General features: G+C 68.3%; 10 protein-coding genes. 8 read left to right on the forward strand and 2 right to left on the reverse strand.

The features are described from left to right. The first annotated feature begins 10 nt into the window (after positions 1-10). The 7 genes from kdpF to JYJ93_RS04450 all read left to right on the forward strand — a co-directional run bounded on the left by kdpF (position 11) and on the right by JYJ93_RS04450 (position 10,718). Positions 11-100, forward strand: coding sequence for a K(+)-transporting ATPase subunit F (gene kdpF / locus JYJ93_RS04420; protein ID WP_206786790.1), 90 nt, complete (start codon positions 11-13; stop codon positions 98-100). Positions 101-109: 9 nt separating this feature from the next. After that, entirely contained in the window at positions 110-1,807 is a 1,698-nt protein-coding gene (gene kdpA / locus JYJ93_RS04425) for a potassium-transporting ATPase subunit KdpA (protein ID WP_206786791.1), read from the forward strand. A 2-nt stretch (positions 1,808-1,809) separates the two neighbouring features. Continuing rightward, positions 1,810-3,870, forward strand: coding sequence for a potassium-transporting ATPase subunit KdpB (kdpB, locus tag JYJ93_RS04430; RefSeq protein WP_242543664.1), 2,061 nt, complete (start codon positions 1,810-1,812; stop codon positions 3,868-3,870). Positions 3,871-3,891: 21 nt separating this feature from the next. Next, positions 3,892-4,491 carry a potassium-transporting ATPase subunit KdpC gene (kdpC, locus tag JYJ93_RS04435; protein ID WP_206786792.1) on the forward strand — a complete coding sequence of 200 codons (600 nt, stop codon included), beginning with the start codon at positions 3,892-3,894 and terminating at the stop codon, positions 4,489-4,491. 13 nt (positions 4,492-4,504) lie between these two features. Then, positions 4,505-5,668: a universal stress protein gene (locus JYJ93_RS04440; RefSeq protein WP_206786795.1), complete on the forward strand. Its 1,164-nt coding sequence runs from the start codon at positions 4,505-4,507 to the stop codon at positions 5,666-5,668. Beyond that, entirely contained in the window at positions 5,665-7,500 is a 1,836-nt protein-coding gene (locus JYJ93_RS04445) for an ATP-binding protein (protein WP_206786796.1), read from the forward strand. Before JYJ93_RS04440 ends, JYJ93_RS04445 begins: the two co-directional genes overlap by 4 nt. Positions 7,501-8,168: 668 nt before the next feature. Then, on the forward strand, positions 8,169-10,718 hold the full coding sequence (locus JYJ93_RS04450) for a hypothetical protein (RefSeq protein WP_206786799.1): 2,550 nt from the start codon (positions 8,169-8,171) through the stop codon (positions 10,716-10,718). 16 nt (positions 10,719-10,734) lie between these two features. Here JYJ93_RS04450 and JYJ93_RS04455 read toward each other — a convergent pair whose 3' ends face one another. Next, positions 10,735-11,196 (reverse strand): hemerythrin domain-containing protein, encoded by a 462-nt coding sequence (locus JYJ93_RS04455; protein ID WP_206786800.1) that lies wholly within the window; start codon positions 11,194-11,196, stop codon positions 10,735-10,737. 119 nt (positions 11,197-11,315) lie between these two features. Next, on the reverse strand, positions 11,316-12,653 hold the full coding sequence (locus JYJ93_RS04460) for a sigma-54 dependent transcriptional regulator (RefSeq protein ID WP_206800086.1): 1,338 nt from the start codon (positions 12,651-12,653) through the stop codon (positions 11,316-11,318). Between the two features lie 230 nt (positions 12,654-12,883). Between JYJ93_RS04460 and JYJ93_RS04465 the strand changes: the two genes are divergently transcribed. Next, on the forward strand, positions 12,884-13,258 hold the full coding sequence (locus JYJ93_RS04465; protein ID WP_206786801.1) for a hypothetical protein: 375 nt from the start codon (positions 12,884-12,886) through the stop codon (positions 13,256-13,258). Positions 13,259-13,556: the final 298 nt, after the last annotated feature.

Below are 13,556 nucleotides of genomic sequence, written 5' to 3' on the forward strand. Positions count from 1 at the left end.
CCCTTCCGTCATGAGCTTCGAATACGCCGCAGGGACCGCGCTCGCGGTCCTCCTCTCCATCTACCTCGTCTACGCCCTGCTTCGGCCCGAGCGCTTCTAGGAGCACGCCATGACCCTCATTGGCTGGCTCCAGACCCTGCTGTTCTTCACCCTCGTCCTCGCGCTGACGAAGCCCGTGGGCCTCTACCTCTTCCGCGCCTTCGAGGCCGACACCCAACCCCTTCCCCGCGTGCTCGGTCCCATCGAGCGCGCCCTGCTGCGCCTTTGCGGCGTGGACCCCAAACACGAGCAGACATGGGGCCAGTACACCGTCGCCCTGCTCGCCTTCAGCGCCGTGGGCCTCGCCGTCCTCTTCGCGCTCCAGCGGCTCCAGCACGTGCTCCCGCTCAACCCCCAGGGCCTGCCCGCCGTGGGCCCGGCGCTCGCCTTCAACACCGCCGCTAGCTTCGTGGCCAACACCAACTGGCAGGCATACGCCGGTGAATCCACGATGAGCTACGCCACCCAGATGCTGGGGCTGACGTGGCAGAACTTCGTCTCCGCCGCCACGGGCCTCGGCGTCGCGCTCGCCCTCGCGCGAGGCCTCACCCGCCGGAGCCTGGGCAACTTCTGGATCGACCTGGTGCGCGGCACGCTCTACGTGCTCCTGCCCCTGAGCTTCCTCGCGGCCCTGTTCTTCGTGTCGCAAGGCGTGCTCCAGAACCTCGCGCCGTACCCCGAGCACACCACCGTGGAGGGCGTGAAGCAGACGCTCGCCTTCGGTCCCGTGGCCTCGCAAGAGACCATCAAGATGCTGGGCACCAACGGCGGCGGCTTCTTCAACGCCAACAGCGCCCACCCCTTCGAAAACCCCACCCCGCTCACCAACCTGGTCCAATTGCTGCTCATCTTCCTGCTGCCCGCGGGGCTCACGTACACCTACGGCAAGATGACCGGCGACACGAAGCAGGGCTGGGCCCTCTTCGCGGCCATGTCCGTCCTCTTCCTCGTGGGCGCGGCGGCAAGCTACGCCGCCGAATCGCAATCCAACCCCGCGCTCACCGCCGCGAACGTCCTCCAGACCGGAAACATGGAAGGAAAGGAGACGCGCTTCGGCGTCGCGGCCTCCACGCTGTTCGCCACCGTCACCACCGACGCGTCCTGCGGCGCGGTCAATTCCATGCATGACAGCTTCACGGCGCTCGGCGGGCTGGTGCCCATGGTCAACATGCAGTTGGGCGAGGTCATCTTCGGCGGCGTCGGCGCGGGCCTCTACGGCATCCTCGTGATGGCGGTGCTCGCGGTCTTCATCGCGGGCCTCATGGTGGGCCGCACGCCGGAGTTCCTCGGCAAGAAGATCGAAGCGCGAGAGATGACGCTCGCGATGCTGTACGTGCTCGTCTTCCCGCTGGTCATCCTGGGCCTGTCCGCCGTGGGCGCGGTGCTCCCGCAGGGCACGTCATCCCTCAACAACGCGGGGCCGCACGGCCTGTCCGAAATCCTCTACGCGTTCACCAGCGGTGTCGCCAACAACGGCAGCGCCTTCGCGGGCCTCAACGCCAACACGCCGTTCTGGAACATCAGCCTGGGCGTGTCGATGCTCGCGGGCCGCTTCCTGATGATGGTGCCGGTGCTGGCGCTGGCGGGCTCGCTCGTGGGCAAGAAGACCGTGGCCCCCGGGCCCGGCACCTTTCCCACGAATGGAGTCCTCTTCACCGGCCTGCTCGTGAGCGTCGTCGTCGTCGTGGGCGCGCTGACGTTCTTCCCCGCGCTGTCCCTGGGCCCCATCGTCGAGCACTTCCTCGGCGCGGCCGGAAAGGTGTTCTGACCATGGCCCCCGCAAGCAAGCAGGCCTCGCTGTTGGACCCCGCGCTGCTCAAGCCCGCCGTCTGGGAGAGCCTCAAGAAGCTCCACCCGCGCGACGTGGCCCGGAACCCCGTGATGTTCGTGGTGTGGGCCGGAAGCCTGCTCACCACCGTGTTCGTGCTCAAGGACCTGGTGGCGCGCCGGCCGGACAGCGCGCCCGTCTGGTTCACCGTGTCCGTGATGCTGTGGCTGTGGTTCACCGTCCTCTTCGCCAACTTCGCCGAAGCCGTGGCGGAGGGCCGAGGCAAGGCCCAGGCGAGCGCCCTGCGCCGCATGCGTCAGGACACCCAGGCCCGCCGCCTCACCGACGATGACCGGGAGGAGCGCGTCGGAGCCCCCGCCCTGCGCAAGGGAGACCGCGTGGTGTGCGAGGCCGGAGACGTCATCCCCGGCGACGGAGAGGTGCTGGAGGGCATCGCCAGCGTGGACGAGTCCGCCGTCACCGGCGAGTCCGCCCCCGTCATCCGCGAGTCCGGCGGAGACCGCTCCGCCGTCACCGGAGGCACGAAGGTGCTGTCCGACCGCATCGTCATCCGCATCAGCGTGGATCCGGGCGAGTCGTTCCTCGACCGGATGATCGGCTTGGTGGAGGGCGCGGCCCGCAAGAAGACGCCCAATGAAATCGCGCTGCACATCCTGCTGGTGGGCCTCACGCTAATCTTCCTGATGGCGTGCGTGACGCTGGTGCCGCTGGCGCTCTACTCGGGCGTGCCGTTGTCCGGCACGGCGGTGGTGGCGCTCTTGGTGTGCCTCATCCCCACGACCATCGGTGGACTCCTGAGCGCCATCGGCATCGCGGGCATGGACCGGCTGCTGCGCAAGAACGTGCTCGCGCTCAGCGGGCGCGCGGTGGAGGCGGCGGGGGACGTGGACACGTTGCTGCTCGACAAGACGGGCACCATCACCCTGGGCAATCGCATGGCCACGGAGCTCTTGCCCATGCCGGGCGTCCGCGTGGAGGAGCTGGCGGAGGCCGCGCAGCTCGCGAGCCTCGCGGACGAGACCCCGGAAGGGCGCTCCGTCGTCACGCTGGTCAAGGACACCTACAAGATGCGTCCGCGCGAGCTGCGAGCGCACCAGGCCACCTTCGTCCCCTTCACCGCGCAGACGCGCATGAGCGGCTGCGACCTGGTGGATCCGCACCCGCGAAGCATCCGCAAGGGCGCCGTGGACGCCATCGTCCGCCACACGCAGGCGCAGGGCGGCACCGTGCCGGAGGAGCTGACCCAGGCGGCGGGCCGCATCGGTGACGCGGGAGGCACGCCGCTCGCGGTGGCGGACGGTGCTCGGGTGCTGGGCATCATCCACCTGAAGGACGTGGTGAAGGGCGGCATCAAGGAGCGCTTCGACCGCTTCCGCGCCATGGGCATCCGCACGGTGATGATCACCGGCGACAACCCGCGCACCGCGGCGGCCATCGCGCGGGAGGCCGGCGTGGACGACTTCCTGGCGGAGGCGACCCCGGAGGCGAAGCTCGCGCTCATCCGCGCGGAGCAGGGCAAGGGCAAGCTCGTGGCGATGACGGGTGACGGCACCAACGACGCGCCCGCGCTGGCGCAGGCGGACGTGGGCGTGGCGATGAACACCGGCACCCAGGCCGCCAAGGAGGCCGGCAACATGGTGGACCTGGACTCCAACCCCACCAAGCTCCTGGAGGTGGTGGAGGTGGGCAAGCAGTTGCTGATGACGCGAGGAACACTGACGACGTTCTCCATCGCCAACGACGTCGCGAAGTACTTCGCCATCCTCCCGGCGCTCTTCATGGGCGTCTTCCCTCAAATCGCCCCGCTCAACGTGATGGGCCTGACGTCGCCGTTCAGCGCCATCCTGTCCGCCGTCATCTTCAACGCGCTCATCATCGTGGCGCTCATCCCGCTGGCGCTGAAGGGCGTGCGCTACCGGCCACTCGGAGCGGCGGCCCTGCTGCGCCGCAGCCTGCTCCTCTACGGCGTGGGCGGCGTCATCGTCCCGTTCGTGGGCATCAAGGTCATCGACGTGCTGCTCACCACCGTGGGCCTGACCTGAGCACACAAGAAAGGAACACCCATGGTCTCCGCGCTCCTCACCGCCCTGCGCGTCAGCGCCGTCACGCTGGCCCTCACGGGCGTGCTGTACCCCCTGACCGTCACCGGCGTGGCGCAGGTGCTGTTCCCGAAGGAAGCCAACGGGTCGCTGGTGAAGGACGACCGGGGCCGGGTGGTGGGCAGCGCGCTCATCGCCCAGGGCTTCACGCAAGCCGGCTACTTCCAGCCGCGTCCCTCCGCCGCCGGCACGGGCTGGGACGCGACGGCCTCCAGCGGCAGCAACCTGGGCCCCACCTCCCAGAAGCTCCGCGACCGGGCCGTGGCGGAAGCAGACCGGCTGCGCCGCGAGAACCCCGAGGCCGAAGGCCCCGTGCCCGCTGAATTGGTGACAGCCTCCGCGTCCGGGTTGGATCCGCAGGTGTCGCCGGAGGCCGCGCTGTGGCAGGTTCCCCGCGTGGCCAGGGCGCGAGGCATCGACCCGGCGCGCGTGCGGGCGTTGGTGCTGTCACGGGTGGAAGGACGGACGTTCGGCGTGCTGGGAGAGCCCCGGGTGAACGTGCTCACGTTGAACCTCGCGATGGACCGTCAGTTCGGCGGGCCCGCGCCCACGGCCTCCCGGTGAGAGGAACGCAGGCATGACGACGCGGCGCCCTCGCGCGGAGGACTTCCTGGAGCTGGTGGAGCGAGGCCGGCGCGGCCGGCTGAAGCTCTACATCGGCTTCGCTGCGGGCGTGGGCAAGACGTTCCGCATGCTGGAGGAGGCGCACGCGCTCAAGGCGCGAGGCGTGGACGTGGTGCTGGGTTTCGTCGAGACCCACGGCCGTCCAGAGACGGAGGCCCTGGTCGAAGGCCTGGAAGTCGTGCCCCGCCAGCGCCTCACGTACCGGGACGTCACGGTGGAGGAGCTGGACCTGGACGCCGTCCTCGCGCGCAAGCCGCAGGTGGCCATCGTGGACGAGCTGGCCCACACCAACGCGCCCGTGTGCCGCCACCGCAAGCGCTACCAGGACGTGCAGGAGCTGCTGGCCGCGGGCATCAACGTCATTGGCGCCTTCAACGTGCAGCACCTGGAGAGCCTCAACGACCTGGTGGAGCGCAACACCGGCGTCACCGTGCGGGAGACGCTGCCAGACAGCTTCCTCAAGACGGCGGACCAGGTCGTGAACCTGGACCTCGCGGTGGAGGACCTGCACGAGCGGCTCAAGTCGGGGAAGATCTACGCGCCGGACAAGGTGCCGCACGCGCTGGAGCGCTTCTTCACCGGAGACAACCTCTCCACCCTGCGCGAGCTGGCCCTGCGCGAGGTAGCGGAGAGCCTGGACCGGGCCACCACCGGCAGACAGGCCCGGGCGGGCGAGGACGCATCCCAGAAGGGTGGCGCGTGGGGCAGGGTGCTGGTGGCGCTCTCCAGCCATCCGCCGCGCGCGGCGACGCTGCTGCGCCGGGGCTCGCGCATGGCGGGCCGGCTCAACACGGACTGGTTCGTGGTGTACGTGGAGACGCCGCGCGAGGCGCCCAACCTCATCGACGCGGAGGCGCAGCGGCACCTGCTGACGAACATCGAGAAGGCGAAGGAGCTGGGCGCGGAGGTGGTGCGCCTGCGCGCCAGCGACCCGGTGGCGGCGCTGCTGGACTTCGCCCGCTCGCACGGCGTGGGGCACATCATCATCGGCCGTTCGAACCAGCCGAAGTGGCGCCAGCGGTTGGGGATGACCGCGGACGCGCGCCTCCTGCGGGAAGGGGAGGGCTTCGACATCCACGTCGTGTCCTTTGAGTCCCACGAGGAGAAGCGTCCATGACGCTGCGCTCGCGTCTGCTGCTGGCCCAGGCGCCGCTGGTGCTGGCGTTGCTCTTCCTGGGAGCCACGGCCGTCATCACCCTGGCGCGAGTGGGCCGCTCCGGCCAGCAGGTGCTGGAGGACAACTACCGCAGCGTGCTCGCCACCCAGCGCATCACGGAGCAACTGGAGCGCATGGACAGCGCGGCGCTGTTCATCATCGCGGGAGAGCGCGAGCAGGGCCTCACCCAGCAGGCCACGCAGCGCCCTGCGCTGGAGACGGAGCTGGGCATCCAGCAGGGCAACATCACCGAGCCCGGCGAGGCGGAGGCCACGCAGCGGCTGCGCGCCGCGTGGACGAAGTACCGCGAGGAGTTCGACCTCTTCCTCCAGGCGCGAGACGCGGAGGCCGCGCGCACGCGCTACTTCGAATCGCTCGCGCCGGCCTTCCAGGAGGCGAAGGCCGCAGCGTCGTCCGTCCTCGCGCTGAACCAGGACGCGATGGTGCGCAAGAACGACCGGCTGCGCCAGCAGAGCGAGCGGGTGAACACGCTGATGGTGCTGGCGGTGGTGGCGGCGCTGGGCTTCGGCCTGGTCTTCACCACGTCGTTGGTGCAGCGAGCGCTCCGGCCGGTGTCCGTGCTGTCGCAAGCCGTGCGTCGCCTGGGGCAGGGCGACGTGGAGGCGCGAGCGGTGGTGGAGGGGCGGGACGAGATCGCCGGGCTCGCGCGGGACTTCAACACCATGGCGGAGCGGCTGGCGCAGTACCGCAAGAGCAGCCTGGGGGAGCTGCTCCAGGCGCAAGCAGTGTCCCAGGCGGCCATCGACAGCCTGCCCGACCCCGTGCTGGTGCTGGGCGCGGAAGGCGGGCTGCTCAACGTGAACGCCGCGGCGGAGGACGTGCTGCGCCTGCGGCTGGATGAAGGCGGGGACGCGCTGGGCCGCGTGGAGCCTGAAGTGCGCGCCGTGCTGGAGCGGGTGCGAGCCCACGTCGTGGGAGGAAGGGGCGCGTACCAGCCCCGAGGCTACGAAGAGGCGGTGCGCGTCGAGTCATCCCCGGAAGGCGTCCGGTGGCTCCTGCCGCGAGGCAGCCCGGTGCACGGAGAGACCGGGGACGTGGTGGGCGCCACGCTCATCCTCCAGGACGTGACCCGGCTGCGGCGCTTCGACGAGCTGAAGAACGACCTGGTGGCCACGGTGGCGCACGAGTTCCGCACGCCGCTCACGTCCCTGCGCATGGCCATCCACCTGGTGGCCGAAGGCGTGGTGGGGCAGGTGACGGAGAAGCAGGCGGACCTGCTCTTCGCGGCGCGCGAGGACTGCGAGCGCTTGCAGGGCATCGTGGACGACCTGCTGGACCTGTCGCGCATCCAGTCCGGGCAGCTCCAACTGGACGTGCGGGAGGTGCGCACGGAGGACCTGCTGGAGCAGGCCCTCTCCGCGCAGCGCGCGCTGGCGGAGGACCGGGGCGTGCGCCTGTCGCAATCCCTGTCACCGGACGTGGAGACGGTGCGGGTGGATCCAGACCGGATGCAGTTGGTGCTGGGCAACCTGCTGGGCAACGGCGTGAAGCACACGCCGCATGACGGCGAGGTGTCCGTGCGCGTGTCGCGCGAAGGCCCCCACGTGCGCTTCGAGGTGAAGGACACCGGCGAAGGCATCCCCGCCCAGGAGCAGGCGCGCATCTTCGAGAAGTTCTACCGGGCCCCGGGCGCGCCCGCGGGAGGCGCGGGGCTGGGGCTGTCCATCGCCCGCGACATCGTCCAGGCCCACGGCGGCGAGCTGGGCGTGGTGAGCACTCCGGGGCAGGGCAGCACCTTCTGGTTCACGCTGCCGCAACCTGAACAGGGCTGAACCGCATCAAATCAGTCGAGGCCTGAATCAGGAGGAGACCGCAGGATGAAGGTCCCCTGGAGCAGGTGCTCGACACACCGGATCAGGTAGAGGAGTTGGTCTCCACGGACTGGCGTGCCCTCGTGAATGGCGGCGTTGCCACACCCCATCACCTGGCGCAGACGGTCTCGTTCTCGAGTGCCGAGCAGTCCCTGTGCGTGGAGCCTGTCGATCAACTTCGACTGAGGCTGGGTCGGGCAGCCGACCTGTCGCGCTACCAATTCGATCAGCATGCGCAGGCCTGCCACCGCGAGGATGGACTCGCATCGGGTCGCAAGGGCGTAGACCTCCTCAAGGCCAGTTCGGATGGGCTTGGGAAGCTCCTGGAGCCAGTTGGGTCTGGGCCAGAGAGAGGGATTCATGCGGGAAGACCTCCGTGAGTTCAGGACAAGGACAGGAATAGGCCCCAAACGTGGAAGCTTCAACACAGCGCCAATTGGCCGCCAATTGGCACTGTGCGAGGCTGAAGCAGGCTCTTTTCCTTGGGGACTCTCATGGGGTGGTTGGAAGCGCGCGCACAGGAAATCGATGGCACAGGACTTACGCTCACCGAGTGGGCGCGACGGCTGCGAAGTAAGTCCAATTGGCCCAAGGCGGTACGCCTCAAGGCATCCTCCCTGGGGACGTACTTGAAGAAGTTCGACCAGGGAAAAGACCTCCACTTCCTCGAAGAGAATCCTGCGCTTCGCGAGTTCCTGTCTGTCGCTCTGAATCTCGACGCGGATGAATTCGAGGCGCAGTTGATGGCGTCGAAAACTCCGCGTGACCGTCAGTTCTCTCTCTTCGAACTCTGGGACGCGGGCACTCGCCCACTGGACCTGCGCAAGGAATCACTTCCCCCCGCTTTCCCGCCTCAGGTGCTTGAGCCAAAGGCATGGCCCGTGTTGTGGCAGGCCCCCAGTGGCTCGGCGCGAACGCTCGTTGGCGAGTGGCTGGCGGCGCAATTGGATGTGGTTTTCATCAAGGCCGAGCACTGGGCCGAGGCGCAGCTGCAGCTGCCATCAGGCAAGGGCAAGGTCTTCATCTCACTGAAGTCGCCCATCGGAATGCCCGTGGTGCAGGAAGTGCCATCGAGGTTGTCCATCTGTGTCGCGGTGGATGGAGTGAGGGAACACCGTGTTCTTCCGCGGAATGTGTTGGATGGGGTGCCCCTGAAGCAGGACGAGCCCAACCCGGAGCAGACGTGGCCCCTGGTGAGGTCACCGCCGGTGGCGCAGTGGCTGGAAGCGCTCGTGGGCTGGATCTGGGAGCGACGAGACCCTGGTGTGGAGTTCAAAGTCCTCTCCTGCATCGAATGGCTACGGGAGGGAGTCTTACCCATGGGCTTCATCGACGGGTTCGACTCCGCCGTGGGCTTTGTTGGGCTCTATGCCACCCACCGGAATCATCTCCTGAGCGAGAAAGGCCCCTTGCAGTTCGAGTCCCTGCTGAAGCTCGCCCGCCCATTCATCCGGACGCGTCTGAGCCATGTCAGGAGCGAGCGCCAAGTCCCAAAGCTCGATGCGCTCTGGTCTTACTTGCAGCAAATGGCGAAGGGGATGCTTACGCACAACGAGCAATCCTGGGAGCAGGCTCGCTCGATTGAGGAGTGGCAGGAACTCGTTCCGGTCAACCCGGGTTCGGATGCACTCGCATGGCTTTCACAACAGGCCGTCCGCGACAAGCTGAAGGTGAGCGAGCGCGCCATCCAAGAGCTGGCTGAGAAGCACCCGCCCGATGCATTTCTGATGGTCCGCGCGCTGCAGGACACTCGGCTGCTTCGGGAACAGCAACCTGGCCAGTACATCCCGCGGCCCAGGTGGGTGTTCCTCTTGCTGTTCCAGCATGCCGCAGGCGCTCTCTTGAATGACTCTGCGGCTGCATGGGGCCAAGCGCTGCTGCATTCGCATTCAGCGCGTGCCATCCTCGGCAACCTTCTCATGCGGTGCGGCACAGGAGACTTCAAATCCATCCAGTCTCTTCTTGACCAGCGTGAGCCCACTTCCCCTCAGTGGGTGGCTTCATTAGAAGCTAGCTTCGTGGCGCTGGGCTGGACACTTCTAAAGGGCGGCCAAGTCCCTCCAGCGCTCGCCATTGGGGTTTTTGAGGCGCAGCAGCGGCTCATGGTCGAGCACCATGGGGTGCCACTTCCGCGACTGGGCTATGGGTATGATGCGTGGCACCCGATGTTGAAGCCGGGGGCCTGGCTGCTCGCGGCGCACGCCCTGGCCGAACAGCGCAACCCACCGCCAGACACGGATCACCCCTTGCTCAATCCATGGAGTGCAGGCGGGGAGCTTCCGCTGATGGAGCGGATGTTGTCCTTGGTCCAGGACGTGGTTTTCGATGATGCGATAGAGGAAGAGACGCGGCTGTGCGTCTTCGAACTCTACGGGCGCCTGTTGTGGACCGTAGGGCCCATCGCTCATCTGGGCGAACCCGTGCATGACCTGCAGATGCCAGAGTTTCTGTCCCAATGCGCCAGGGTCGAGACCCTCGACTGGAGCTACTTCAAGGGGTACCGCCAAGCTCGCGAGTTGTTCATGCCGCTGATGCGTGAGTACCTGGAACGACAGGACAACTCCTGGGAGGTGTTTGCACGCGCACTCTGGCGAGCATGGCTGGATTCGGATGAAGGGTTGGGAGGACGGCGAAAGACCGAGCTGCCAGACTGGGTCGTGGAGTGGTATGCCTTCGTGCCTCCCGAAGCCATTCTAGACAAGCGGCTCGAGCACGTTCTGAAGAACAACGAACTCCCCTTTGAGCGCTTCGGGGATGCGCAATGGGAGGCCTTCCTTACCTACTGGAAGCGAAAGGAGAACTCGGGTTTCTCCGAGGACTCCGAGGCCTGGCGCCACATGCCCGACAGGTTCATCCGGCGCGCCATCGACGAGGAGATCTTCTACCCCTACCAGCGAGGAGCCTTGGAGGTGATCTGGGAAGTTGCCGCCTCCTCGGTCCGGCAGGAACTAGGCCGGCTCATTGAGCAGGGACGATGGACTTCCGCCTTACTCCTTGTGTGGGAAGCGCCCGACGGGGAGACCCAGGCGATCACCCAGATGGTGCGGCAGGGCCTTAGGCAATCTGACGGGCCCCGTCAGGATGTCATTCACTGGCTTCACGAACGGATCCGGAGGCGGACCCAGGGGTGGAAGGAGGTCTGGTCCCTGCTCAACGAATTGACGGGCTCCTTCCCCTGATTCTCAAGTCGTGGCGTCACACCGGCGCGGCCGTCTCCAACTGGCGCATCGCTTCCTTCCGGGCGTCGGACGCGGAGCGGACGATTTCATCGCTGGACAGGCCGAACGCGCTCGCGTCCATCTTGCGCAGGCGGGGAATCACCTCGCGCTCCTCCTCCGACATGTGTTGCGCGGCCACCGCCTCCAGTTGCCGCACCGTGGCCTCGCGGCGGCGGGCGTCGTGACGGACGCGCAACAGTTCGGAGATGAGCTGGGTCATCTCCCCATGCTCCTCCACCGCGAAGTCGATGCGCGGCCCGTCCACGACGCTCCGCGCGACGGGATACACCCAGCGCTCCTCCAGGGTGCTGTGCAGGGTGAGCGTCTCGGCCAGGCGCAGGCACAGCTCCGCCTTCTCTTCGTCCAGGGCGTGGCGCCAGGCCTCGAAGAGGGCCTCTGCGTCGCGGTGCTGCTGGATGAGCATGTCGATGAGGTTCATGACGGGCCAGGGTTCGCACGCGCGCGCAAGGACGCAATCCACTCTCCAGGACGAGCGCCCCTGCACGCCCCGGCCGCCAGTGCCGGGCCTGCATGCACTGGAGCACAAGCCCAGGTGCGTCACGTCTCCGCTTCGTACTTCTTGCGCTTGCGCCACAGCGTGGACGCGTCGATGCCGAGCAGCCGGGCCGCTTCATCCAGCGTCGGCACGGAGGCCATCACCCGCAGGATGTGTTCGCGCTCCACCGCTTCCAGCGTGTGCGGCCCGCCCAGCGTCACCCCCGGCCCCACCGCGGACGCGATGCGCTCCGGGAACGCCTGCGGCTCCACCACGCCCGACGCGCCCACGATGAGCGCCCGCTCCAGCGCGTTGCGCAGCTCGCGCACGTTGCCCGGCCAGGGGTAGGCCCGCAGCATCGCCTCCGTGGCGGGTGACAGCTCCGGCGCCGGACGCTGCGCGGCCTTCGCGAAGAAGGCGATGAAGCGGCGCGCCAGCGGGAGCAGGTCCTCCGGCCGCTCGCGCAATGAAGGGAGCTTCAGCTCCAGGACGTTCAACCGGTACATCAGGTCCTCGCGGAAGCGTCCCTCCGCCACGTCCTTCTCCAGGTCGCGGTGCGTGGCCGCCACCACGCGCACGTCCGCCTTGCGCGTGCGGGCCTCGCCCAGCCGTTCGAACTGCTTCTCCTGCAGGAAGCGCAACAGCTGCGCCTGGAGCGCGGGGCTCATCTCCGCCACTTCATCCAGGAAGAGCGTGCCCCCTTCCGCCTGCTCCACGCGCCCCGGCTGGTCCTTCACCGCGCCCGTGAAGGCGCCGCGCGCGTGGCCGAACAGCTCGCTCGCCAGCAGTTGTTCGGACAGGGTGGGGCAGTTGATGGTGACGAACGGCCGCTTGCGCCGCGCGCTCATCGAATGCAGCGCCCGCGCGAGCACCCCCTTGCCCGTGCCGCTCTCCCCGCGCAGCAGCACCGAGGCGTCCGACGTGGCCGCGCGCTGGATGAACCCGATGGCCGCGTGCATGGCGGGCGACGCCGTCTCCAGCGTGGCCTCCGGCACCGCCTGCGCGAGCTGCCCCTCCAGGTCCCCCAGGTGTGAAGTCAGCTCCCGCTGCGCCTTCGCGCGCTCCAGGACGTGGCGGATCTGCGCGGGGGTGAACGGCTTGGGCAGGTAGTCGCGCGCGCCACGCTTCACCGCCTCCACGGCCGTGTCGAACGTCGCGTAGGCGGTGATGAGGATGACGTCCAGCGCGGGGGACTCGGCGAGCAGGCGGGGCAGCAGCTCCAGCCCGGACGCGTTGCCCAGGCGCAGGTCCACGAACGCCAGGTCCGCCGGGCCCTGGGCGAGCGCCGCGAGCGCGGCCTCCGGCGTGGCGGCCTCGCGCACCTCGCAGCCCAGGCCTTCCAGGCACACGCGCAGGGTGTGGCGGATGTTTCGCTCGTCGTCCACCACGAGCACCCGCATGGGGCGCTCGGTGGCCTCGGCACTGGCACGCACTTCCATGGTCACAGTCTAAGAGCACGCCGTGTGCCGGGCCCGTCTGTCGGATGCCGGGCGGCGCAAGTCACGGTGCGCGCATCGCATCCGGCACGGTGTGCCCCGGATGGCGGTTGCAAGGTGCAACGTGGAACGGGCTGGTGTCTGCTGCGGCTTGGGCCGTGCGGCTGGCACGCGCCATGGATGGAAGGGAGCCCATGGGCAACGAAGGGACGCCTCCGGACGCGGGGGGCGACGACAAGAACATCTTCGCGAAGGAGCTGGCTCCACCGCCCAGCATCTGGCTGCGCAAGGGCACCTGGCTCACCCTCGTCTTCGTGTCGATGGTGGGCGTCTTCATCTGGCTCCAGGGCGGGGAGAACCGCGCGCTGGACGCCATGTCCCCCTCGCAGCGTGAAGCCCTCTTCACGGACACCCGCGACGAGTTCCGCCTGCTGTGCCTGGCGGACGGCGGCGCCTCGCGCTGGCCCAAGAAGTGCGCGAGCCACGCGGCGTTCCTCGTCCGCTTCTCCGAGTGCGACGACGTCTGCCACCGCGAGGTGGCGCCCTTCCTCCCACAGCCCACCCGCTGAGCGGCCGGCCTGGCGCCTGCTTGGCCGCACCCGGGATGGCGTCACCGCCAGTGAAGCCATGCCGGTGGGCTTGGAATGATCGCGCCAGGGTGGTCACGCCAGCCCTCCACGGCTGACGTGCGGCGTCCTTCGCCACGAGTCCCACCTGACAGGGTGAAGTGTCCCGCATGACCCTGAGGGGCAATGCCGACCCGTTTCTGAGACAATTCAAGGGACGCGGGCTTGAGTCAGGGGGAGAGGTGTTGTCTATCCTACGAGTCCTGACGGAGCCCCGGCCCCCGGGAGAGCCCGTGGGGGC

Source organism: Corallococcus sp. NCSPR001, assembly GCF_017309135.1.
Classification (GTDB): domain Bacteria; phylum Myxococcota; class Myxococcia; order Myxococcales; family Myxococcaceae; genus Corallococcus.

Bases quoted from the DNA above. Each gene is read 5' to 3' on its own strand.
- kdpF (WP_206786790.1), top strand. From the start codon at position 11: ATGAGCTTCGAATACGCCGCAGGGACCGCGCTCGCGGTCCTCCTCTCC.
- kdpA (WP_206786791.1), top strand. From the start codon at position 110: ATGACCCTCATTGGCTGGCTCCAGACCCTGCTGTTCTTCACCCTCGTC.
- kdpB (WP_242543664.1), top strand. From the start codon at position 1,810: ATGGCCCCCGCAAGCAAGCAGGCCTCGCTGTTGGACCCCGCGCTGCTC.
- kdpC (WP_206786792.1), top strand. From the start codon at position 3,892: ATGGTCTCCGCGCTCCTCACCGCCCTGCGCGTCAGCGCCGTCACGCTG.
- JYJ93_RS04440 (WP_206786795.1), top strand. From the start codon at position 4,505: ATGACGACGCGGCGCCCTCGCGCGGAGGACTTCCTGGAGCTGGTGGAG.
- JYJ93_RS04445 (WP_206786796.1), top strand. From the start codon at position 5,665: ATGACGCTGCGCTCGCGTCTGCTGCTGGCCCAGGCGCCGCTGGTGCTG.
- JYJ93_RS04455 (WP_206786800.1), bottom strand. From the start codon at position 11,196: ATGAACCTCATCGACATGCTCATCCAGCAGCACCGCGACGCAGAGGCC.
- JYJ93_RS04460 (WP_206800086.1), bottom strand. From the start codon at position 12,653: ATGCGGGTGCTCGTGGTGGACGACGAGCGAAACATCCGCCACACCCTG.
- JYJ93_RS04465 (WP_206786801.1), top strand. From the start codon at position 12,884: ATGGGCAACGAAGGGACGCCTCCGGACGCGGGGGGCGACGACAAGAAC.